Below are 21,564 nucleotides of genomic sequence, written 5' to 3' on the forward strand. Positions count from 1 at the left end.
CCATGGCCGCGTAGCGTTCCTACTTCTGGCAATCGCTAAAAATGGGGGGATTACCGCCGCCGGTGCTGTACTGTCGTGGCACCAAACCTACCGAGGCGGCGAACTGGCGTGCCGAGCCGAATTGCTGCGCATCGCCCAGTTCTGTCATCAGCACACTGGCCGTGATCGGCCCAATGCCGGGGATCTCGAGAAGCCGCTGGCTGCGATCGTCCTCGCGCAGTTGCTGGCACAACTCACGTTCAATCTGGCCGATCTGCTCGTCCAGATACTTGAAATGTGTTTGCAGCCGTTCAAGCAGCGCCACAAGCCGGGGCGGCAGCTCGTGCTCGGTCAGCGCTGCCGGCAGGCGCCGGATGATTGCCTGACCGCGCGGCAGGCTGATGCCGAACTCCAGTAAAAAAGGCGTGAACCTGGTTAATCACGCCGGAGCGCTCGCGTACCAGCGACTCTCGTACGCGGTGCAATGCCGAGACGTGTCATCGCCGATGTAATACTGACCCACCCCGTCGGAGTAAATCTGACCCACCTGGGCAATGATGGCGGCCTTTTGGCCGCCGAAGATGTTGACTCAGGAGCAAGCAGTGGAGATCAAGGTAATGGCGCGTCGTGGCGTCAATATTCGGGAGATGGCCAGACAGTTGGGCTGCTCACGCAACACGATCAGGCGATACCTGCGTGAGGCCAATGCCCAGCAGTACAAGCCACGCGAGGCGCGCGCAACCAAGCTGGATCCGTACAAGGACTACCTTCATGGCCGCATCGAAGCGGCGCGGCCACACTGGATCCCTGCGGCTGTGTTGTTGCGCGAGATACAGGAACTGGGCTACCCCGGTGGCGTGACGCAACTCAAGGAGTTCTTGGGCGGCTACAAGCATCGGGAGCCAGAGCCGGTGGTGCGTTTCGAGACGCCGCCCGGCAAGCAGATGCAGGCCGATTTCACCCACATCCGGCGCGGCCGGGATCCGTTGATGGCCTTTGTTGCCACGCTGGGATACAGCCGCTCGAGCTGGGTGCGCTTCACCACCGACGAGCGTGCCGACACCTGGTTCGGATGCCTGCGCCAAGCCTTCCTCTATTTCGGCGGCGTTCCCCAGCATGTGCCGTTCGACAACGCCGGCGCCATCATCATCGAGCGCGACGCATACGGTGATGGTCATCATCGTTGGCACAATGGGCTGCTAGCGGTGCCCGAGGAGTTCGGCTTTACCCCGCGTGTTTGCCAGCCATACCGGGCCAAGACCAAGGGCAAGGTTGAACGCTTCAATGGCTATCTCATGGGTAGTTTCTGCGTACCATTGGCAGCGACCCTCAAGCAGGCCGGCTTACGGTTCGATGTGACGGCAGCCAACGCCCACATCGGCCGGTGGCTGACGGAGGTAGCAGATCAGCGCCTGCACGGCACAACCCGAGAACGGCCTGCCAAGCGGCTACAGGAGGAACGCCTGGCGCTATTGCCGTTGCCCTCGCAGCATGGCATCGCGGTGCCAACTCCCTCTCTGCGGCCTGTGCCGCGCGAGAGCTTCCAGCACCCGCTGTCGGTCTATAACGAGTTGCTGGAGGTGCGTGCGTGAACCTTCAACACAGCCGGATCGAACAGTTCTGTGATCTTCTGAGGCTCGAACGCGTTGGCAGCGAGTGGCCAGCGATCGCGCAGCAGTGCGCTCGCGAGGACGCCAGTCACGGTGACTTTCTGGAGCGCCTGCTGGGCATCGAGAACGACGCGCGCATCGAGCGCCAGCGGGCCGCCTTAATGAAGATCGCCACGCTGCCTTCGGTCAAGACCATCGAGGACTATGACTTTGCCTTCGCCAGCGGTGCACCACGCGCCCAGATTCAGGAACTGGCAGGCCTGAGCTTCGTCGAACGGGCCGAGAACGTCATATTCCTGGGGCCCAGCGGCGTGGGCAAGAGCCACCTGGCGCAGGCGCTGGCCTATCGCGCCGTGATGGCAGGCATCAAGACCCGGTTCCTGACCGCCGCAGATCTAATGATGCAACTAGCTACCGCCCATAAGCAAGATCGGCTGCAACAGTACTTCAACCGGGCCATCATCGGGCCGCGACTGTTGGTGATCGACGAGATTGGCTATTTGCCATTCGGGCATGAGGAGGCAAATCTGTTCTTCAACGTGGTGGCTCAGCGCTACGAGCGCACCAGCATCATCGTCACGAGCAATCTGCCCTTCAGTCAGTGGTCGTCCTGTTTCGCAGAAGATCAGACGCTTACCGCCGCGTTGCTCGATCGCCTGCTGCATCACGCTCATATCGTGCAGATCGCCGGGGACAGCTATCGGCTCAAGGACAAACGCAAAGCGGGAAATATCAAGATCAGAAACTAGGTTTTTTCGATGCCGGGGTGGGTCAGGTTTACTCCAACGATTCCGACGAAACCGGGTCAGATTTTAACCGACGTTGACAGAGACGGTCTGCTGGGCCTCGTTGCGGGCGCTCACGAACCGCATGCTCGGGCGCGAGGCGGCTTCGCAGATCGCCTGCGCATCGGCAAAGTCGTTCTTGTTCCCCTGCACGAAGGGGCGCACGAACTGGGGCGAGATCAGCTTGGCCTGGTGACCTAGCGCCTGGATGCGACGCGCCATCCAATGGGCTCCCGCGCAGGCCTCCATCACCACCGTGCTGCACGGTGTATTGCCCAGCAATGCGAACAGTTGCTGGCGAGAGCATTTCTTGCGAAACACCATCCTGCCGGTCGCGTCTTGCCCGTGCAGATGGAAGCTATGCTTGCTCAGATCAATGCCAATCAGCGTGACGGTGCTCATGAGAGGTCTCTCAGAAAGAACAATCCCCAGAAGGTCAACGGGACTACGAGACCAAGGTACGTCACGTCAAATATTGGCGTGGCGTACTTGGCGGCGGCACCGCGGTCAGCTCTTTAACAAGCGACTCCATTCTTCACGCCCTGCCGACGCATTCCGCTCATGCGCGCCGAAAGGCCAAGCCCCTAACAGCGGCGGCGAAGAACCGATACCTTGCGACCATTCAACGCATTTTGTCCCTATGCGTTGAATGGGGCTGGTTGAATCGATCACCGAAGCTTCGGAAGTTCGTCGAGCCCGACGTACGCGTGCGCTGGGAGCCACCGGCGGTGATCGTTCAGTTGATCCAAGCCATGTCCACGGATTGGATGCGTAAGGTCAGCCTATTCGCAGTGGCCACTGGAATGCGGGCAACAGAAGTACTGTCCCCCAGATTAGCCAGATCGATTCTTCGATTCTCGCCGCCGTTTGCAAGGAAGTCGGAATCACCGGCTTTCGCTTCCATGACTTCCGGCACACCTGGGCATCATGGCATGTGCAGGCAGGCACACCGCTGATGGTCTTGAAAGAACAGGGTGGTTGGAAACGGATCGAGATGGTGCAGAAGTATGCCCACCTTGCCCCAACTCACCTCGCCCACCACGCCGAGAACGTCAAGATTACGTCAATGTAGGAGCTGGAAAAGAAACAGCCGCCATCGCTGGCGGCTGTAGGTGCCTGAATTAACAGGACTTTCTTGGTAGGCCCCCCGAGAGTCGAACTCGGCACCAACGGATTATGAGTCAACGGGCGCAGTAGCCGCACAACCGTAAGGCGTTGATTTATCGGGCTTCTTGTCTCGCGCCAGTTGTGGGGAATTCGCTCAACTGCGCCTGCTGTGCCAAATTTTCCCCCACATGCTTTGCTGTATATTCATACAGGCAATGTCCTACTTCACCCCCCTATCCGAGCGCCCCGGAGGCTGCTGGACCTGTACCAACTGGCACTGTGAAACAAGCGACGAAGCGCGGGTAACTTGGTCCTAGATTTGGGCCCGTGCGTATACGGAAATCCAACCATTAAGTAGAGTGGCCGCCATGGACACATGGCCCTTCTCCAGCATCTCACCCGAAAACTTCGCGCTCCTGACCGAACAGGAAATAGCGCTGTTTGAAGTCATCATCGCCACCTTTCTTGCCTTCGTCCACGCGAGAGATGCGACGAAGCAGGACTCAATGGGACCCGCGCCTTGACCCTATACTGGTTCCCTCTTTGGAGGGTTCCATGTGCAGCCACTACCAGACGCTGAAAGACGCCGAGCTCCTGCTCAAGAAGTTCGGCGTGACCCGGCCGGGCGTGCTTGGCAAGTACGACATGTGGCCGCGCTACCAGGGCGTGTTTGTACGCCGACCGCCGGAGCATGATGCAGGCGACGAAGCCGTGGCCGATGTGGAATCGGTGATGGGCCGCTGGGGCCTGATATCTGCCTCCACCGGACCGGACAGCCTGGCCGGCGCAGAAAAGCTCTCGACCTTCAACGCCCGCGACGACCGCGTCGCCAACGCGTTCACCTTCCGCAACGCCTGGCGCCGGGCCCAGCACTGCATCATCCCTGCCGATGCCATCTTCGAACCCGACTGGAGATCAGGCAAGGCCATCGCCACCCGCTTCACCCGGGCAGACGGGGCGCCGCTGGGCATCGCCGGTCTCTGGGATCGGTACCGGGACGCCGCCGGCCAGTGGCAGGACAGCTACACCATGCTGACCATCAACGCGGACGCGGACCCGCTATTCCGCGACTACCACCAACCGAACAAAGAAAAACGAATGGTGGTGATCCTGCCCGAGGGCGCCTACGGCGATTGGCTGACCGCCAGCGCCGAGCAAAGCCGGGACTTCCTGGTGCCCTTCCCGTCCGAAAAGCTGGTGGCCACGCCCATGGCCTGACCCCAATAAAGGCGGAATACACTGTGTTTTTGCACAGGTGTTTCACATGAACAACAACGGGATTTTGGAACAGGTCGGCGGGCCCTATGTCGCCGAGGCCCTGAAAACGCTGCCGCCGGCCGCCACGGCTGAAGATCGCGATTATTCAGTCGAGGTCGACGCAGGCCACGCCGGGCGCGTGCGCATCACCTTCCGCAAGCAGAAGGCCAAGCGCGGCAAGTTCAGCCACTGGTTCTGGCGGGCCAAGCGGGCGGATGCGGCATGAGCGAATACAGCCTCTACCGTGCGCAATCGCTCGGATTTAGCGGTTCGAATACGGCTGAACCTCGGCCGGCTGCTTGAAGCGTTCGCGGTATTCATTCCACAGCGGACGCATGTCGATTACGTAGCAGGCGCAGTCGTCGACGTCATCGCGAGAGGTCGTGACTAGCTTCAACGAGCCTGCAGGCAGCGCCAAGCGCCGCTGTGACATGATTAGCATGCCCGGGGGTGTCCAATTCGCTGACGAAGAGAACTGAGCGAATTCATACTGAATGAACTTCGGGATAAACGGACCGGGTGGCGGCATGACGACAGCAAAGTCGGTGAACCCCCGGCTCACACCCTTAACCACCTCGGCGGTGAAATAGTTCATTTCCGCAATGGCAGGAGTTATCAGATATCGCTTGGTGGCTTTGCCATTCCACCATCCTATTCCGACCATTGACATCGCCACTATTACTACCAGCGCGCCTTCACCGACTCGGCGAGAAAGCAACGCGTAAAGCACCCACGCCAGCAAAAAAGTCGATAGCATGACCCACGGCACGATGGTGCGCGCGCTCGCCCAACTGTCATTGACGATAAGGATGGGCAATTCCGCTGCGATGAGATATGCCGCGGTCACCCCCACGGTCAGCAGGAAGCCGACCAAGCCGCGCCCGGCAAAATCTCGCATCCCGGCGAGAATAATCATCGATGCTAATCCGATATAGGAGAGCACCACCGACGCCATGGTTGGAGGAATTACGGGGCTGGCGGCGAACGGAAGTAGCCGCTCTGTCAAAAACTCCACTTTCGCCCAAACGTCATACAAAAGGGCGCCTCGTCCTGACCACGTCGGAGGGGTCATTGCAGACATGACTGTTATCTTTATCGAGATGAAGATGATCGCAAGCCCCACCCCGCCGATGGCGAAGGGCCACAGATCGCTCCATTTCATTCGTTCCCTGCGGACCAGCAGCCAATCCAGCAGATGGAATACAAAGAAGATGCACGCCGTGGGCTGATAAAAAAGCCCGGATAGAGTGAACAGCACAACTGCTGCTACGATCCTGCGGCGACTGTCGTACCCTACCCCATATGCCAGCGTCGCTAGGATAAGCGACACCAAAGAGGATCCAGTGTTGATCCAAACAATAGATAGGTGGACAGAGTAGCTCGCGGGTATTGCAAGGGCGGCGGCGACCGCGAGGGCGGCCACCTGACCTCGGTGGCGCATGCTGGCGTAGATGGTCAGCGACGTTATGGCGAGCAGAAGTAGCGCCATGATTCTGGCGAACTCCAGATTGCTGCGTAGGACCTTATTGACAAAGTCCATGTACAGGTAAGTCCCGGGCCTACCTATGGAAAGCCACTGAACCATATCGGGAAGTCCCCGGACCATAAAGCTGTAATCGTCAACGAGGGCGTATGACCCACTAAACCAGTATGCGTACGGAACGAGCAGCAGAAACAGTGCCGTCACCAAAATCATGATGGGGAAAATGGCTCTGCTGTCCTGGTTTTTCATATCTGACATATCAACGCCCAATTTGTTGGCGCGGATTATTACACACCAGAATCATCGATCATTGGGCTTCTCAAAGGGATATCGGGTCGCTATCCCGACTACCGTTTTGACCATGCATCGACAACCGCCTGATGCCGCGCCGCGCATTCGGCGTACTGGAACGCCAGCGCAGCATGCGCCTGCGCCAGGTCGTCCCAGGAGGTCGAATCAACGCGGGGAACTGGCGGGCACGGCGCGCTCAGATTGACGGGCAGCGTTGGCCGCGTCGATGGCGTCGTTGGTTGCGCGCACCCGGCCAGGGTCGCGCACGCAGTCAGCAGGTAAAGGGCGCTGAACAATTTCACGGGTGTACCTCTCGATGACCTGGGGCCGCGTGGCGGCGAGCTGGTCGATGCGGGCCTGCAGGTCGCCGGACAGCCCGGTCAGCCGCTCGGCCTCAGTCTTGAACTCTTCCAGACCGGCCACGCGGTGGGCCTCCTGACACTCGGCGCGGCCGGCTTCGCGCTGGCTGTGGCCGTACCAGGCGATGGCCGCGCCGGCGGCGCCCAGGGCGACCGCGCCAGCCAGCCCGGCCACCAGGTAGACCTTCCAGCCGGCCAGAGCCTTGGCGGCGGCGGCGATCATGCGCGCCCCTTCCAATCGCACGGGATCTGGAAATGCGGGCCGTCCTTGAACGACTTCCAGTCGCCGCCCCATTCCACCGGCACGCCAAGCTCCGCGGCGCAAGCCTTGACCACCACGGCCAGATCGGCAAACGCCTGCCAGTTGTTCCAGGGGATGGCACCGGCGACCAGCGGCGCCAGGTCGACGGCGTGGCCCAGGCCGTCCGCCTGCGGCAGGTGGTAGCTGTTCATGGTCTTGCTGCTACCGCGCGCTACATACTCGCGCTGCTGCCCCACGGTGCGCACGCCCTCCACCACCGTGAAATCCACGGCCGTGCGCTGGATCGCCAGCTTCACGATCGCGACCAGGTCGGGATGCACGCCGGCTAGGCGCGTCAGGCTGCGCTGCGACAGTTGAAAGTTGCTCATGGCTTCGGTGTCCTGATGTGCTTGGCCGTCACGGCGGCCACGTAGAAGGCGGCGGATGCTGCGAGCGCGGCATCGCCGGCGCTGGCCCAGCCCGCCACAAAAACGCGGCAGGCAGCGCCAGTCGCCGTCAGGCAGACGGCCGAAAGGCCGATCCGCTCGAGCGTCGTGTCCTTGATGTCGCGCGCGAAGACGGCCAGCCCCGCGCCGCCCGCCACGACCAGCCAGCAGACGAAGGCCAGGACCGCCCACAAGGTCAGATAGATGGTGCTGTCCATGTCACGCCCCTTTGCCGCGCACGCGGTCGATGACGGCCTGCCAGAGAGCGCCCACCGGCGCGGCCTGCACCGCCTCCCAGGCGCGCGAGACGATGGCCATACCGAACATGCCGGTCAGGAAGCCCGCCAAGCCCTCGGGGATTCCCAGCATGAGCGAGAGGTAGGGCGACGCGTAATAGGCCACCAGCGAGCCGCTGGCAGCCATGCTCAGGCGCGCCGGCCAGGACCCTTGCAGGTATCTCATCGATACCGCGGCGCCAAGCACGCCGGCGAATTTCGCCGCGAAGGCGTCGAAGTCTTGGATGTTCAATCGCGTCCCCTATAGACGAAAAAAAACCGCCGTTAGGCGGCTTGCGGCTGGAGCAGCTCGGTTCGTCGCTCCGGCGTCACCACGCCTTCCGAGACGAGCAGGTCCAGGGTCAGCGCCACACGCGGGTCGTCGAGGTCGACGTATTGGGCTGCGATAAGCATGTCAAGGCCGAACTGCACGGAGGCGTTTTGGTGATTCCGGGCCGCGGCATACTCTTCCGCTGTGAATTTCTGAAGATATTCCAGTGAGGAAAAGACCGTGATCGGCGCCGGTGCAGGCTGCGTTGGACGGCTAAACGACCCACCGTCATAAACGTCTCCAGGCAGCGTGTCAGCGTTCGCCTCCACCCAAATCAGATCTGGGTGGAACATCTTGGTGATGTCGCCGTCAGTCTTGAAGATTTCGGCCACCGTGCCGGCTTGAATTCGAGCGTAGGCTTTCATTTACGCATACTCCCAAACAATGACGATTCCACGAAATCCATTTCCGCCAGACACGGCCGCTACTGATTGCCCGGCGCCTACGCCCCCACCACCGCCGCCATACCCCGTCGCGGGGGAACCGAAAGTGTTGGCCGTATTGGAACCGCCGGCCCCGAAGGGTGAAGCGCCACCAGCGCCGCCTATCACGTTTGTTCCCAGGTCAAGGGCCGCGGAAAAAGAGCCTGACTGACCCCGCGAGCTAACGATATTGCCGCCGCTAGGAGCCGCACCACCTTGATTCCCGCCCAGGATTCGCGGCGGTGACCCTACACCTTGTGCACCCGTACCGCCAGTGCCGCCCGGGGCCGAAATCAAAGCCCCAAAAGAAGAAGTCCCGCCAGCGCCACCGGAAGCGTTAACTACGCCAGTTCCGCCGGCCCCAACTGTCACGGTTACCCCGGCGAAGCCAGAAGTAAAGCGACCCCTAGCGTAAGATCCGGACCCTCCGGGCCCCCCGATGGCGCACTGCCCCGCGCCGGTTACCGGTGTTCCGCCACCCGCTCCGCCACCGCCCTGCACCTCCACTACGACGGATTTGGTGCCCGGCGTGGGCGTGTATGTGCTAGTTCCGGCAGTTTCAAAAATCCGAACTGCCAGAAGGCGCCCCGAAAAAGGTTGGGACCAACCGGCGCCACCTGCGCCCGGATCCGTGGTGTTGCTGTTCACGTCAGATCGGTAAACGGTATCACCCGACCGGACAAAAGCGCCCAACGGCCAGCCACCATCAATGGCTTGCCATTGCGCGAATCCATTGAGCTGAATCTCGCCGAGTCCTTCCGTGATTTCGCCGATGATGCCGTTCATCTCGGCACGGCCAACCGGTCGGTAGTTGGCGTTGTCGTTGGGCAGCTCGTAGTCCGGGGTCCATCCGGCCTGCAGCGACACCTTTCCGTCCGGCTGATCAGCCGTGGCCAGCACTTCCTTGTCGCCGGTGGCCGCGAACGACGTCTTGTAGATCCTGGTAGCCATTTACGCTCCGAAGTTTCCGTTTTCGAAATTGAGATGCTCGGGGCCGAAACCCCACGAAGGTTTGATCTGCACCTTCCATGAGACTCCGACCGTAGAGGGCCGCGGCAGGATGTCGGTCTTTTCCAACAGCCGGCGCAGCCTGTAATCAGGGACCTGAGTGAAAAAGAACGTGACCAGCGTCATGTCGTAGCTGTCCGCCACATATGCCACCCCATCACCGAAGACAACCGCCAGCGCCTGGTTGATGTTCGGCGCCGTCGGCCGCATGGTCAGTTGGAACCACCGAAGTTTCAGCAGCTTGCGCGCTGACTCGATGTCGAGGCTCACCTGGCCGTCGCTGGCCCGGCCGAAATTCCCGTTCTCGAAGTTGGCGTTGTTGACGCCAAACCCGAACACACCCTCCACTCGCCGCGGTGCGCCGATCTCCAACGACACGCCGAGGATCCGGGCCCAGACTGAAAGTCCGAATTCGTTCGCCGTGTCCAGGTCGAAGACGTCCCGGTGCCAGTTTCTCCAGAACTCTGACTGGTGGTCATCGATCCACGCCTGATCGTTCCGCGCTAGCGCGACAGCGCGCGGTGCCCCCTCGTACTGCCAGAGGACGGACCGCATCAGATCGACGGAGAAATCGAACTGCTGGGTTCCGCTCATGCAATCACCACTTGGATCGAGCTGCGCTGCGTCCGTGCGATCTGGTCCGGTGCAATCTCCATCGTGTCGGCCGACCAGGTGCCCGAGCCAACCACCGACAGCTCGACCTTCTTGACGAAAATGGTCGGCTCCTGCTGGTTGACAGCGCTGGCGATCTCGAACGTCGACACGTCGCTACCCACCACGAAGCTGACATCCCCCTCGATGTCGCCGTCGACGTAGCTCATGATCAAGTCCGGGACCAGCTGCTGGACGTCCAGCGGACTCGCACGCACCGTGATGCGAATGAGGAGCGCGATCTCCTCCGGCCGGTCGAACTTCACTTCGTACAGCCGGCCGTTCACCGGATCCGGCACCTGGACAACCACCGCGCCGTTGTACCCGCCGCCGACGGTCTTTGTCTCGAATAGCGCCTGGGCGACTTCTTGGTCGGTGCCGCCTTCAATGCACGCCCAGATGCTGTGCTTGCGCATATGGATGCCGTCGATCACTTGGTCGACGTCGGCGTAGTTCTCCAGGTAGTAGCAGGAACGCACGGCCTCGATGCTGTAGAGGCGCGAAACGATCGCCTCGTTGATCGAGGTGGTCTGCAGCGCCAGAGTCTGCGCGCGCCGGCGCCGCAAGAGGACATCGTTCTCCTCCACCTGGCCCGGAATCGCCGCGACAGGGTTGGTGATCGTCTCCCAACCCAAGACGCTGGAGGCCACGGTGTTCAGTCCGCCCGGCGGCACGACGATCTCTCCGTCTTGGAGCGCGCGCAGGTTGCCGGACGCTGCCCCGGCCGAATCCAGCACCACCGTGGTGACGAGTTCGAACTGCTCGCCTTGCGCGGTCTCGGCGATCGAGCCGGCGGGCACGTTCGTGCCGGGGATTCCACCGAGCAGCGCGCCGACGATCAGCGACCTCACGCTGCTACGGCGCCTGCCACCGGTCAGCGCGACGAGAGAGTCCAGAAACACGCCGCCGGCCAGATTCGGGTTGATCTGGTTGGCCAGCTCGGCGTTGTTCCGGGCGATCGCGTCCCGCTCCTCGGTGATGCGGGTGATGAGCATGCCCTGAGGCGTAGCCGGATCCGTCGGCATGTCCTCGCCGAATACCGCCCGAAACTCGGCTTCTACCTGCGCCCGAGTGGTGGCCGTGTCCACGACGATGACGCCGCGGTTCGCGATGAAACTGTAATCAGCCATTGATCGTTACCGTGCCGTATGTGGTTTGGAGCGTCGCCGTGTACTTCAGCGTCTCGCCGTCAATTTGAGTGGTCAGGCTGAGAATGCCCGTGACGTCCGGCGTTCCCAGAAGCCGCCGGCGCAAGGACGCTTCGAACTGGGCTAGGTTCGGCTGCTTGCTGAACGCCTCGCGCAGGAACGGGATGCCCTCGTCGTAAGCGTGGATCATTTCCGCGCGCGCGGTGGCCGCGAAATGCTTGGCTTCCTGGGCCACGGCGTCTCGCCCGGTCACCATCGCCAGGTTGCCATTGGGCAGCGTCACGAAGTCGTTATCGTCGTCGGTCTGAAATGAAATCAATTCGGGCCTCCCGAGTTGCCGCTTCCGGGCTGCACGCCGTTATGCGTGTGCGTGCTGCCGATGTTCTTTCCGTTGTGCGTCAGCGTGCCGCCCGACATCGCCACGTTTCCGCCGCTGGTGGCAACGTTGCCCTTGAACTCGATGTTCCCGATCCACTCCGTCTCGGGGATCTCCACCTTCGCCTTGGGCGCCTTGATTCGGACTTCCCCCGCATGCAACGAGATGCAGACCGCGCCGTCCGTCGACTGCAGGACGAGAGCATCAGCGTTCTCGCCGTCGATCGCCCAATCCTTGATCGTGTCAGGGAAGAACATCGCGTCCGAGAACGAGTGCAGCCGCTCCGTGTTCGGCCAATCCTCCCGGCCGCCGCGCTGGAACATCAACGACACATCGCGGTCGTTCGCCTTCAGCCAGCCGAAGTCCCCGGGCTTGATCGGGAACCGCATGAAGAAGCCCCCACCGCCGAAGCGGAACACCGGGATGTTCGGGATGCTGCCGCGGGAAATCTTCTGACCATCCGTCGTGCCGACCATGATCAACGGCTTGATCACCGCCCGGTTTGAGGCGTCGTCATAAGACACCACCTGCGCGGGCAGCATGTCGTCCAGGTTCTCGCGGATGAACGCGCGGATCCAGGATTTCAGGACGCCCGCCATGCTTCCATCGTCGGCACCGTCGATATCGGGGGCTACAGTCGGCTGCATGTCGCTTGATAGAAAAAGGGGTCTTCGTGGCTGGCCACGTCGAACTTCAGTTGATCGATCTTGTAGTCGCCGTTCAGCGACCGGTTGAACTTGCTCTCCAGGCGCAGCGTGCCGCCCAGGACCGACTCGCCGTCAATCAGGTAGGTCACCTCCACGCCCATTTCCGTCGCCTTCGGAATTCCCACCATGCCGCTGTTCATGTTCAGGATCTTGACCCGGCCACTGACCGCCTTGTCGAAGTCCTGCACGATCAGCCGGGTGTCGTCCACGAAGGCGCGGACGCCGCCGGCCTCGGCCAGCCTGTTGACTTGACCCAGCGCACCGCCGGTATAGGTGTAGTTCCCGATCAGTTTGTCCAACGCCTGGAATACGAGCGTGGCGCCAATGTCCGTGGCCACCGCCGCGGCTATCGCCGACAACCTGGAAGTCGCCTGCGCGCTCTTGGACACCACCAAGCCGTTCGCTGCGTTTCCCGTCTTGGATTTCAGGACGATGTCCACGTCCGGCGGGCTGCTGGGCTCGGCGCTGATGATGTCGCCCGTGTAGACCTTGAACAGGCCCGTGGAGACGCGCCCGACCTCCACGACCAACCGCTTCGGCGTCCGATTCTTGTTGAACGGACTCGTCTCGGTCAGCAGGAAGTCACGCGTCTCGCGCCGCAGGTTCGAGATGGTCACGCTGCATTCGTTCTGCGTCGCGTTGGCGTACTTGGTGCCGCTGGCCTTGATCCGCATGCCATCTGCGGCGCTGTAGTAGTTCATCCGACCGGACACTTCGATTCCGATCCGGATAGCGCGTAGGTCAATCATCGATGCCGACCTCCGCCGGATCCAGGTAAATCAACGACTGCGACCGCCCGAACTCCTCCCACCATGGCAGCTCGCCATCGCGGGTCAGGATGGCGAAGTTTCCCTGGTGGCTGAGGTAGCGATACGGCAAGATGGGGTACTCGGCGACGATCCGCTGGCCCAGCACCAGATTCACGCCGTCCCGCTTTACATCGGCGAGCATGGTGCCGATTGCCGCCTTGATGGTCAGCTCCCACAGAACGCCGTTGATCGTGGCCGAGAATGTCTGGTTCGGCACCGCCAACAAGGTGATGTCTCTCACTTGAACACCCCGCTCAAGACGCTGCCCTTCCGCTCGGTGCCGGCGCCGGACTCTTCCGAAGTCTGCTGGCCCCGTTTCACGGTGCTGGACTGGCTCTTGTTTTCCACCTTCGCCGGCGGCAACTCGCCGAACTCTGGCTTAACCTCAAGCCACTCCTGCAGCCGCACAGGGACGTTGATGGCCATGCCCAGCTCTGGCGTCTCGTCATGCGGCATGTCTACGATCAGCATGCTCTCGTAGGACTTGACCTTCGTCTGGACCGTCAGCAGCTTGTTCTTGTCGAAGGCCTGGCGCAGGGATTCGAACTGGTTGCGCGTGTCGTCGGTCAGCAGGAAATCGATCTGGATCTCCACCAACTCGCGCACGACGTGGTCCGACCGCTCGCTGCCATCCTCGACCGCGAACTTGGTCGCCCGCTTTGCCTCCCTCACCGCAACCCGCATGGGATGGGCGGACGCAAAGAGGGTCTCAAAGCTCTCAGCATCGAGGATCGTCACCTGCTGCTGGGTGGATGTCGACAGGCTGTCTGATAGCTGCATTACCGTTTCACCCCGCTGGCAGAATCAGCCTGCAAGTTCTTGAGCTCGTCCTTCAGGCCGCCACCGATCGACTGGCTGATGCCTTGGGCGTCGGTTGCCTGGGTCTGCACGGTGACCTGACCCACCTGTACATTCGTTTCGGTGTGCGTGTTGCTGGCGTTCGAGATCGCGTTCGACGTAATCGAGTTCATCGGGTTTGCCGACGCCTGGTCAAGCTGCGCCTGCGCCGCCTTCATGTTCTCGGCCGCCTTGGCCTCGGCGTCCGATACACCCTTGGACACCGTCGACGCCGTCACCTGGATATCGTCACCGCTGCCGAAGCCCAGCCACTTTCCAATCCTGGAGATGACCGACGAGACGCTGTCGAACACCCCGCTGATGTACGTCCAGGCACTTTTCACCACACCGACGACGCCCTGAAAGATGGCGCCTATGGACTTACCCATGACGGCAAAAGCGTTCACCGCGCCCGACGCGAAGACCTTGACCGAGTCATAGGCGCCGGCCAAAGCTTCCTTGACCCAATCGAATGCGGCCGTCACGGCCTGCGCCATGGCCTTGACCGTCTCGCCGACGATCGGGTACTTCTCCGAGATCTGCCCGATGAGCGAGTCGTTCCCCTCCAGGAAGTTCATCACGTCGTCGTACAGCAGCGCGAAGAGCGCCACGACCGCGGCGATCGGCGCCGCCACTGCCAGGAACGGCGCGATCAAGGCCCACACCGCCGCCGTGGCCGAGATCACCGCAGGCAGGAACATCGCCGTCAAGATCGTCGTCAGCCCGATGAAGAAGCCTTTGACGAAGGTGTCGTGCCGGTTCATCCAAGTCACGACGGAATCCAGCATCTGGATGAAGCGCGTGATGGCCGGCAGGATCCAGTCCACGATGCCGCTCGTCGCCACGCCGGCGCTCTGCCGCAGTTTGGCCAAGGCTTCCGAGTAAACGCGCACGCGCTCGGCGGACTCTTTGGTTACGACACCCTGCTCTTTCTGCACGCGCAGCATGCGCTCGACTTCCTGGCGCCCCTTCAGCAGCAGCTCGACCGACCGGTTGTCGGTGATGCCCAACTCCTTGATCCGGAACACCGCCTGCTCGCGGCCCATCCCCTCGACAGCGCCGGCCAGCTCGACCATGCCCTGCACGGCATTCTTGGCCTGACCGTAGACGTCCTTGAGACTGATGCCCAGCGCCTTGAACGTCTTGGCGCGTCCGGACTCGACATCCTGCAGCGCCTCGCCGATGGACTCCGCCATGTCCGTCAGGGAGTCTCGCGCGCCCTGGGCGTCGCCGCCCATCCGCTCAATAGCCTTGCCGAACGCGTCGACGTCCTCGATCGCCACGCCCAGCGCATCGCTGGTGTTTCGGATCTGCTCGACCGTCTGCACGTGGTTGTTGAACGTCTCCAGAGCCTTGGAGGCGGCAACGGTAGCCAGGATGGCGGCGCCGATCCGGGTAAAAGCCCCCTTGATCTTCTGCTCCATCAGGGCAGCGCGCCCCTCGGCGGTCAGCATCGACTTGCCGAACTCGTCGGTCTTCTGCTCGGACTTGTCGATCTCCTTGTTCAGCTTGGAGTTGTCCGCGTCGATGATGTACGTCAGGGCGTCCAGCAAGGCCATGTCACTTCCTCTTTTCCGCTTCCATCGCGCGGATCTCGTTGACCTTGTTGGTCGTGGCGATTTCCCAAAGGTCCATCGCCTCTTCCAGGTCAATTACGGTTTTGAGCTCGACGAGTCGGGCGAGTCCTGAGCTGACAATTGACCCAATAAAGGGGTCAGCATTGGCATAATCGAGTGGAGACACTTTTCCAGCAGGCAATCGAGGAAACCGCGCTGCCCGCCGAGTCCGAAAAAACCGGTGTTCTCCTCGATCATCTCGACCTCCAGCTTCATGAGCTGGATGCCGTCATCGACGTGGTTGTCGATGAGATCGCCGGTCGTCAGACGCAGCTGTCGCCCGTCCAGATCGACCGCCACATAGCACATGAGCTTCTTCATGACCTCTTCCGACGTCTTGTAGTCGCCCAGCTTCGGGATGTTCGATAGCGGGTACTTGGCGATGACCTCCCGCGCCACCGTGGCCGGCAGGCGGGAAATCGTGAATGCCTTCTCCACGCCATCACGGTTTTTGACCATGACGACGCGGGGTTTGATGAGGTCGGCCATGAGTCGTCCTTACTCGCCGCGGGTGCGGGACAGGTTTTGGAAGGCGAAGGTGTAGGACTTCGACTTGAGGCGGCCGGCAGACGCCGGCGAGTTGCCCGGCATGCCATTGATCATCTTGCCCTCGCTCAGCTTGAGGCTCGACCCGTCTGGATAGGTGCCCACCATGGTGATCTCGTCGCGCGCGTGCCGCTTGTTCTTGGCGGCGCGGTTCGCTTCGAAGATGACGGCAAGGTTGTTGTCAGCCTCGCTGCCGGGGATAACGTTGACGGTGATTGTGATGGGCGTCGGCGCGCTGAAGGTGACCAAGTCGCCATTGACCGTCATGGCGGCAGTCGCGATGTCGATCGCCGGGAGATCGAACGGATCCGCGTCGTCCGCGAACTCGGTGATCGTGAAGCCGGACGGGAATGACTCGCTGGCCAACAAGCGAATCGCAACGCCGATAGCGGAAATGTCGTACATGTCTGATCCTCAAAAGAAAGACGGCCCGCAGGCCGTCCGAAACGTTGTCTTGCCCGGTCAGACCAGGTTGTGCGAGCCGTCCACCTTCCGGACCATGTCGCCCTTCGAATAGACCAGCGTGTACTTGGCCGTGTACTCGGTCACGCCCGACTCGCCGGTGTCCTGCTCGATACTGACGTTGAACCAGTAACCGTTGTCTTGCACGTCGTGCCATGCCAGAGGGTCGTTAGTCAGCTGGCCGACAGCAACCTTCTGCAGCTCCGTCAGCGCCTTGCCGATCAGGATCGTCCCGTTGTTCAGCGCCTTGTTGACACCGCCCTGGATGATCGCCATGACCATGCCGCGGCCGTCGTTGTTGGCCGGGATCTTGTTCGTGGTGAGCAGCAAGCTCATCAACTGGGCCGTCATGTACGCCTTGAGCCATTGCTCGTTGGCGTGCACCGACATGTCCAGGGGCGCCGTCGCGCCGCCCATCAGGTAGCCGCGCTGGAAGAACGAGATCTTCTGGCCAGCGCTGGCGGTCTGGCCGTAGTAGTTGACCCGGCGCGCGTCGTAGAAATCGGCCATCTGATCGTCAGTCACGTCGGACGTAAGCGTCACGCCGGACTGCCGGAACATGTAATTGATGGTCGCGTTCGTGCGGTCGTAGTCCGTGGCCGCCATCACCGCCATCGGCAGGGCTTCCTTGTACTCGCCGGCCGTGCCGTTCAGGATCAGGGCGTTGGAGGCGGTACCGATCATGGCCGCGTTCCAGGTGTCAGCCGTGACCGAATCCACCGACCAGTACATCTGGTACTTCACGTTCTCGCCGGAGACGTACTCCGCGAGGGGGATCGCGTCTTCCAGGTCCACCGCAGCGCCGAACGATGCCGAGCCGAACGAGTCGGTCACATTCTCGGCCGCTCGGAATGCCTCCAGGGGAGTCATCGCGACCGAGCCGGGGGAACTGATGGCCTGGGCACCCTGCAGCGCCAGCATCGCACCGATATCGCTGCCGGTGGCCGGAGACACGACAACAGCGCCCGGGCCCGTCGCGGCTGACTCGACCGTGAACGATCCCGCGATGGCGTCATAGGTGACCGTCGCGGCGGTTCCGGTCTGGGCGGTGGCCGCCGTGGCGATCGCCGCCGTGACCAGCTGCGCCACATTCGTCAGGCTGGTGGCCGTCGACAGGTTAACGCCGGTGAGCGCGTAGGAGAACTCGCCGACCTTGATATTCATGGCGCCGGCCGTGACCGCCTGGAAGTCTGCCAGGCTGGCCGAGATCCGGTAGCCGTACACACGGCCGGGACGAGCGACGTCCGGGAACGCAGCAAACTGCAGCTCGGGCGCCTGCGAGGCAGGGGCCGGGCTGACGTAGGAGAAATACTGGCGGGCGAACGCCGCCTCGGGCGAGTCCGAGCCGAAATAATCGTCCGCGCCGCCCGGGCGCACCGAGACGATCTGGCCGACAGGCACGCGCGGGTCGGTGGTGAAGCGCCGGCCGGTCAGTTGCTGCTGGGCGACGGCATTGGCGCCGATCACCGCACTGATGATCCGGACGTAGCGAGTCATCTTGATGGACATGTCTTTTTCCTCAAATGCGATGGATGCCCGGCGCAACCTGTTGGATATGTGCCGTGGCCTGGGTGATGTTGCGGTTGTGGGTGAAGATGACGGTGAAATTCGGGTTGAAGTCGAAGTTGTCGCGGTCGTTCACGAAGGCCGGCGTCACAATGTCCGTCGCGCGCTGCACGCCAATCCCGGCCGCCGTCATGGCCTGGGTGAACTTCATGGACTGCAGCACGCCGCGGACCACCGACAGGACGTCGGAGGCCAGAAGCTGCTCCGGTGCGTCCAGGTCGTCCTCGACGAACGCCTGGAACTGGTACATCGACTCGTTGATCTGGGATTCCGTTGCCGTGAGCGCAGCGCCGTCATCGCGGTACTTGCGCGCCTGCCAGCCGCGCTTCCCCCGGCCGACCGGGAAGAAGTAGATGCCGTCGTCGACGCGGCCCTGCTTCGTCGGCTGGAAGGCTGCCAGCACAGGCAGGGTGGTCCCCTGCTCCGGCAGCAGCGCTAGCAGTGCGGCCCGGATGGTGGCTTCCAGCTGCTTCTGTTTCATGCTGGCCCCACGTCAACGCACAGGATCCCGCGCCAGCCGTCCTGGGTGTACCAGTCGGCACCGCCCACAACGTCATGCCGGCGCCCGCCATAAAGCAGCTGGTCCGGCGCCGCGCCGCGCTGCACGTTTTCCACGGGGTGGGACGTGTACAGGTTGAAATAGCGCTTGGCGGTGTCCAGCCCCAGGTCGCGGATCGTCGATTCGCTCACCGGCTGCCAGGAACCCTGGATCGGCAGGGGCGGCTCGTACTCGTTGACCCACTGCCCGCGCGAGTTCTCGGTGCGGCCTTTGAACTTGAGCCACACCGGCGCCTGCTGCGCGATCACGCCGGCCGCCAGGCCAAGCACGTTGATTCCTGGAATCACGATTTATTCTCCACGACGTGGCTGACGGACTGGATCATCAGCCCGGTGTCGACCAGGGGCTTCTTGGATACCCCGGGCGTCTTCTTCCGGGCCTGGCGGGCTTCCAGAGTTGTCTTCTTCAAGGGCGGCGTAGTCAGGAGCGATATCGTTCGCGCGATATCGCCGGCCGACCGCGCGCCCAGCGCCTCGAAGGCCTGGCCGACGTCAACCCTGCCGTCGATTGCGCCGCGCACGGCCCCGGCGATCTGCCGGCCCCATTCAGCCTTCTTCTGCTCGGCCGTGGGTCGCATGAACGGCCGCGCCGGGATGTTCCCCTGCGGATAGCCGTATTCCTGGATGGCCGCCACGTACGCGACAGGCGTGCCATCCGGATACTTGGCCTCGGGGAAGAATCCCACCCGGATCTGCTTGCCTCCAACGTCCTTCAGCGTCGCCTGCAGCTTCTCCGTGCCGCCCTTGCGCACCACCTTCATCGGAACCTTCCCCCGCGGATCGACAGGCCGCCCACGTTACGAAACGCCGCGCGCTCGGGCAGCCCGCCCACATACACGCCGCCAGCCGCGCAGCTCTTGGACAGCGCCAGGAACTGCTGGCCGTATGGCGTCAGGTTCAACCAGTGCGACCAGGAGTCGGTCGCGGGCGGCGCCTGGAACGAAACGCTGACCTTGTCGATCGTCGCCGAGGCCAGCGCGCCTGGCACGCCTCGATTGCCCGATTCGGCATTCAGCCGCAGCTGCAGCAGGTGGGCCGTGATCAGCATCCACAACTGCTCGTTGCACTGACAGCCGCGCCCGCTGGTGTAGCACTGCGCCCATTCCGCCACGGTCAGCACGACGTCATCCGGGATGGCGACAAACATGGGGAACAGGATCCGGAACTTCGCCAGCGGGAAGTCCATGTCAGGCCTCGGCGTCTTTGACCTTGGCGCCGCCGGCGTTGCGCTTCTTGGCCGTTTCCGGGGTGTCCTGGGCCGACTTGTCCATGGGCTCCAAATTCCGGGCGGCGAAGGTTTCCGCGTCCTGCTTGTCGTGGCTGGCGGACACGAAGCCGTTCTTCGAATGCGCCTTGAATACGATGTTCTCCTGCAGGAGGTTGAACTCGTCTTCCGAGATGGAGGTAGCCATGCCCTTGAGCGTCACCAGCTGCTTGTTTGCCACGTTGGCCTTGCCAGCGATCAGGACCGAGCGGCCGTTTTTGAGCTGGTAGCGCTGGTCGTTGCTGAGGGTGCTGTAGATATAGATGCGAGACATTTCGACTCCAGAAATGAAAAGAGCCGGGTTTCCCCGGCCCTCTGTTCAGTGCGCGACGATCACGACGCGCTGATGGTCTTGCGGGCGAACGCCCAGGGGCGCAGCACGAAGATGCCCGCCGTGGCGTTGATGGCGTCCTCGATGTAGCCCTTGATGCGGTTCTCGCTGCCCAGCACCTGGTAGCGCACGGGCACGGCCTGGATCAGGCTGGCGCCGGTGATGTCCGATTCGTCCTGATCGGCTGCGTTTTCGACGAACAGGTAGGCCACGTCCAGGCCGCCGTTGGCATCCTTGAACTCGGCCGTCGTCACCACGCGCACGTTCGGGAAGTTCTCGTTCAGCCACTGGCGGAACGTCATGCCCGAGGCCGCGGGGCTATACACGCTGAAGATCGAGCGGTAGCCGGTCGGCAGGACCAGGACCAGGCGCGCCGTGTCCTTGAGCTCGCCGCCCATCTGGGTTTCGAGCTGGTTGTACATGCCCGTGAACTCAGCGACCAACTGGTCGAAGTTCGCGGTCAGCCACGGCGTGGTGGCCGAGACGAAGGCCGGCAGGCTGGGATCGTTCAGCAGGCCGTACACGTTCGTGTCGGGCTGGTTGAAGCCGTAGAAGCCCACCTGGTTGCGGCTGATGTCCAGCGACTCGGTGGCCGCGCGCCGCTTCTCGTCCGCAGCCTGGTAGCCGATGGCGGCCTGGCGGGCGTCTTCCAGCTTCCCGACCTGAAAGCCCTGCTCGAAGCGCACGACGCCGCGCGATTCGATGGACTGGCGGTAGTCGGCCAGCGGGATGTTAGTCGTGTCGCCGTACAGCTCGGCCTTGGCGGCCGGCTCAGCGACGCGCAGGCTGATCAGCTCGTCTTCCCAGCGACCGACGGTCGTGATACCGGCGATCTCGTCGATGTTGCGCACCTGCGTCACGACGCGCAGCGTGCCGGGCAGCCAGGTTTGGAGCATGTGCGACAGCATCGCGCCGTTCGTGACGGCCGGGCCGGTCAGGGCCGAGTCCATCGCGCGCAGGCCGACGCCCAGGTTCTCCAGGTCTTCGAAGCCGATCTTGGCATCGCTGCCCAGCTTGACGGCGCCGCGCGAGAGGGCCAGGCGGCCGCTCATGTGCATGTGCACCTTGGATTGAGTTTTTGCCATGATTTTTGGTTCCT

At 62.5% G+C, this 21,564-nt stretch carries 30 protein-coding genes and 2 pseudogenes; 6 read left to right on the forward strand and 26 right to left on the reverse strand.

The window, feature by feature from the left end; all coding sequences use genetic code 11:
- Nucleotides 1-55 precede the first annotated feature (55 nt).
- Nucleotides 56-473 (reverse strand): annotated as a pseudogene (locus tag RT614_RS21040) (transposase); the annotation flags it as partial.
- An 87-nt stretch (nucleotides 474-560) separates the two neighbouring features.
- Between RT614_RS21040 and istA the strand changes: the two are divergent.
- Nucleotides 561-1,571, forward strand: a complete 1,011-nt coding sequence (gene istA, locus RT614_RS21045; protein ID WP_313624212.1) for an IS21 family transposase — start codon at nucleotides 561-563, stop codon at nucleotides 1,569-1,571.
- A complete protein-coding gene (gene istB / locus RT614_RS21050) occupies nucleotides 1,568-2,338 on the forward strand; it encodes an IS21-like element helper ATPase IstB (RefSeq protein ID WP_313624067.1) in 771 nt (256 codons plus the stop codon). The genes istA and istB overlap by 4 nt, the downstream gene beginning before the upstream one ends.
- 78 nt (nucleotides 2,339-2,416) lie before the next feature.
- On the opposite strand, the pseudogene RT614_RS21055 reads toward istB, so the two are convergent.
- A pseudogene (locus RT614_RS21055) lies at nucleotides 2,417-2,776 on the reverse strand (transposase); the annotation flags it as partial.
- A gap of 481 nt (nucleotides 2,777-3,257) precedes the next feature.
- Here RT614_RS21055 and RT614_RS21060 point away from each other — a divergent pair.
- The 4 genes from RT614_RS21060 to RT614_RS21075 all read left to right on the forward strand — a co-directional run bounded on the left by RT614_RS21060 (nucleotide 3,258) and on the right by RT614_RS21075 (nucleotide 4,964).
- Nucleotides 3,258-3,446, forward strand: coding sequence for a tyrosine-type recombinase/integrase (locus RT614_RS21060; RefSeq protein ID WP_409558504.1), 189 nt, complete (start codon nucleotides 3,258-3,260; stop codon nucleotides 3,444-3,446).
- 403 nt (nucleotides 3,447-3,849) lie between these two features.
- Nucleotides 3,850-4,005 carry a hypothetical protein gene (locus RT614_RS21065; RefSeq protein WP_313624068.1) on the forward strand — a complete coding sequence of 52 codons (156 nt, stop codon included), beginning with the start codon at nucleotides 3,850-3,852 and terminating at the stop codon, nucleotides 4,003-4,005.
- Between the two features lie 31 nt (nucleotides 4,006-4,036).
- The gene (locus RT614_RS21070; protein WP_313624069.1) at nucleotides 4,037-4,699 is read left to right on the forward strand and encodes an SOS response-associated peptidase; all 663 of its coding nucleotides are present in this window, start codon (nucleotides 4,037-4,039) and stop codon (nucleotides 4,697-4,699) included.
- A gap of 46 nt (nucleotides 4,700-4,745) precedes the next feature.
- Complete coding sequence (locus RT614_RS21075) at nucleotides 4,746-4,964, forward strand: hypothetical protein (RefSeq protein WP_313624070.1); 219 nt, start codon at nucleotides 4,746-4,748, stop codon at nucleotides 4,962-4,964.
- 36 nt (nucleotides 4,965-5,000) lie between these two features.
- On the opposite strand, the gene RT614_RS21080 is transcribed toward RT614_RS21075, so the two are convergent.
- The 24 genes from RT614_RS21080 to RT614_RS21195 all read right to left on the reverse strand — a co-directional run bounded on the left by RT614_RS21080 (nucleotide 5,001) and on the right by RT614_RS21195 (nucleotide 21,550).
- On the reverse strand, nucleotides 5,001-6,470 hold the full coding sequence (locus RT614_RS21080) for a hypothetical protein (RefSeq protein WP_313624071.1): 1,470 nt from the start codon (nucleotides 6,468-6,470) through the stop codon (nucleotides 5,001-5,003).
- Nucleotides 6,471-6,677: 207 nt separating this feature from the next.
- A complete protein-coding gene (locus RT614_RS21085; RefSeq protein WP_313624072.1) occupies nucleotides 6,678-7,115 on the reverse strand; it encodes a hypothetical protein in 438 nt (145 codons plus the stop codon).
- The gene (locus RT614_RS21090; protein ID WP_313624073.1) at nucleotides 7,091-7,501 is read right to left on the reverse strand and encodes a M15 family metallopeptidase; all 411 of its coding nucleotides are present in this window, start codon (nucleotides 7,499-7,501) and stop codon (nucleotides 7,091-7,093) included. The genes RT614_RS21085 and RT614_RS21090 overlap by 25 nt, the downstream gene beginning before the upstream one ends.
- A complete protein-coding gene (locus RT614_RS21095) occupies nucleotides 7,498-7,776 on the reverse strand; it encodes a hypothetical protein (RefSeq protein WP_313624074.1) in 279 nt (92 codons plus the stop codon). The genes RT614_RS21090 and RT614_RS21095 overlap by 4 nt, the downstream gene beginning before the upstream one ends.
- Before the next feature lies 1 nt (nucleotide 7,777).
- Nucleotides 7,778-8,086: a hypothetical protein gene (locus tag RT614_RS21100; RefSeq protein WP_313624075.1), complete on the reverse strand. Its 309-nt coding sequence runs from the start codon at nucleotides 8,084-8,086 to the stop codon at nucleotides 7,778-7,780.
- A 32-nt stretch (nucleotides 8,087-8,118) separates the two neighbouring features.
- The gene (locus tag RT614_RS21105; RefSeq protein WP_313624076.1) at nucleotides 8,119-8,529 is read right to left on the reverse strand and encodes a hypothetical protein; all 411 of its coding nucleotides are present in this window, start codon (nucleotides 8,527-8,529) and stop codon (nucleotides 8,119-8,121) included.
- Entirely contained in the window at nucleotides 8,530-9,537 is a 1,008-nt protein-coding gene (locus RT614_RS21110; RefSeq protein WP_313624077.1) for a hypothetical protein, read from the reverse strand. It lies immediately after the preceding gene.
- Nucleotides 9,538-10,188: a DUF2612 domain-containing protein gene (locus RT614_RS21115; protein WP_313624078.1), complete on the reverse strand. Its 651-nt coding sequence runs from the start codon at nucleotides 10,186-10,188 to the stop codon at nucleotides 9,538-9,540.
- Nucleotides 10,185-11,375, reverse strand: coding sequence for a baseplate J/gp47 family protein (locus tag RT614_RS21120; RefSeq protein WP_313624079.1), 1,191 nt, complete (start codon nucleotides 11,373-11,375; stop codon nucleotides 10,185-10,187). Before RT614_RS21120 ends, RT614_RS21115 begins: the two co-directional genes overlap by 4 nt.
- Nucleotides 11,368-11,712 (reverse strand): hypothetical protein, encoded by a 345-nt coding sequence (locus RT614_RS21125; RefSeq protein ID WP_313624080.1) that lies wholly within the window; start codon nucleotides 11,710-11,712, stop codon nucleotides 11,368-11,370. The genes RT614_RS21120 and RT614_RS21125 overlap by 8 nt, the downstream gene beginning before the upstream one ends.
- Complete coding sequence (locus RT614_RS21130) at nucleotides 11,709-12,416, reverse strand: Gp138 family membrane-puncturing spike protein (protein ID WP_313624081.1); 708 nt, start codon at nucleotides 12,414-12,416, stop codon at nucleotides 11,709-11,711. The genes RT614_RS21125 and RT614_RS21130 overlap by 4 nt, the downstream gene beginning before the upstream one ends.
- Nucleotides 12,401-13,225: a baseplate hub protein gene (locus RT614_RS21135; RefSeq protein ID WP_313624082.1), complete on the reverse strand. Its 825-nt coding sequence runs from the start codon at nucleotides 13,223-13,225 to the stop codon at nucleotides 12,401-12,403. The genes RT614_RS21130 and RT614_RS21135 overlap by 16 nt, the downstream gene beginning before the upstream one ends.
- A complete protein-coding gene (locus RT614_RS21140) occupies nucleotides 13,218-13,526 on the reverse strand; it encodes a hypothetical protein (protein WP_313624083.1) in 309 nt (102 codons plus the stop codon). Before RT614_RS21140 ends, RT614_RS21135 begins: the two co-directional genes overlap by 8 nt.
- On the reverse strand, nucleotides 13,523-14,065 hold the full coding sequence (locus tag RT614_RS21145) for a phage baseplate protein (RefSeq protein WP_313624084.1): 543 nt from the start codon (nucleotides 14,063-14,065) through the stop codon (nucleotides 13,523-13,525). The genes RT614_RS21140 and RT614_RS21145 overlap by 4 nt, the downstream gene beginning before the upstream one ends.
- Nucleotides 14,065-15,681 (reverse strand): phage tail tape measure protein, encoded by a 1,617-nt coding sequence (locus RT614_RS21150; RefSeq protein WP_313624085.1) that lies wholly within the window; start codon nucleotides 15,679-15,681, stop codon nucleotides 14,065-14,067. The genes RT614_RS21145 and RT614_RS21150 overlap by 1 nt, the downstream gene beginning before the upstream one ends.
- A 93-nt stretch (nucleotides 15,682-15,774) precedes the next feature.
- On the reverse strand, nucleotides 15,775-16,227 hold the full coding sequence (locus RT614_RS21155) for a hypothetical protein (protein WP_313624086.1): 453 nt from the start codon (nucleotides 16,225-16,227) through the stop codon (nucleotides 15,775-15,777).
- Nucleotides 16,228-16,236: 9 nt separating this feature from the next.
- The gene (locus RT614_RS21160; protein WP_313624087.1) at nucleotides 16,237-16,689 is read right to left on the reverse strand and encodes a phage tail fiber protein; all 453 of its coding nucleotides are present in this window, start codon (nucleotides 16,687-16,689) and stop codon (nucleotides 16,237-16,239) included.
- Nucleotides 16,690-16,746: 57 nt separating this feature from the next.
- Nucleotides 16,747-18,255, reverse strand: coding sequence for a DUF3383 domain-containing protein (locus RT614_RS21165; protein ID WP_313624088.1), 1,509 nt, complete (start codon nucleotides 18,253-18,255; stop codon nucleotides 16,747-16,749).
- Nucleotides 18,256-18,265: 10 nt separating this feature from the next.
- The gene (locus RT614_RS21170) at nucleotides 18,266-18,793 is read right to left on the reverse strand and encodes a phage gateway protein (RefSeq protein ID WP_313624089.1); all 528 of its coding nucleotides are present in this window, start codon (nucleotides 18,791-18,793) and stop codon (nucleotides 18,266-18,268) included.
- The gene (locus tag RT614_RS21175) at nucleotides 18,790-19,158 is read right to left on the reverse strand and encodes a phage collar protein (RefSeq protein ID WP_313624090.1); all 369 of its coding nucleotides are present in this window, start codon (nucleotides 19,156-19,158) and stop codon (nucleotides 18,790-18,792) included. Before RT614_RS21175 ends, RT614_RS21170 begins: the two co-directional genes overlap by 4 nt.
- The gene (locus tag RT614_RS21180) at nucleotides 19,155-19,631 is read right to left on the reverse strand and encodes a hypothetical protein (RefSeq protein WP_313624091.1); all 477 of its coding nucleotides are present in this window, start codon (nucleotides 19,629-19,631) and stop codon (nucleotides 19,155-19,157) included. Before RT614_RS21180 ends, RT614_RS21175 begins: the two co-directional genes overlap by 4 nt.
- A complete protein-coding gene (locus tag RT614_RS21185) occupies nucleotides 19,628-20,056 on the reverse strand; it encodes a DUF4054 domain-containing protein (RefSeq protein WP_313624093.1) in 429 nt (142 codons plus the stop codon). The genes RT614_RS21180 and RT614_RS21185 overlap by 4 nt, the downstream gene beginning before the upstream one ends.
- Before the next feature lies 1 nt (nucleotide 20,057).
- Nucleotides 20,058-20,408 (reverse strand): hypothetical protein, encoded by a 351-nt coding sequence (locus RT614_RS21190; protein WP_313624094.1) that lies wholly within the window; start codon nucleotides 20,406-20,408, stop codon nucleotides 20,058-20,060.
- Between the two features lie 59 nt (nucleotides 20,409-20,467).
- Nucleotides 20,468-21,550, reverse strand: coding sequence for a major capsid family protein (locus RT614_RS21195; RefSeq protein ID WP_313624095.1), 1,083 nt, complete (start codon nucleotides 21,548-21,550; stop codon nucleotides 20,468-20,470).
- Nucleotides 21,551-21,564: the final 14 nt, after the last annotated feature.

Source organism: Achromobacter sp. (assembly GCF_032102605.1).
Lineage (GTDB): Bacteria > Pseudomonadota > Gammaproteobacteria > Burkholderiales > Burkholderiaceae_B > Achromobacter.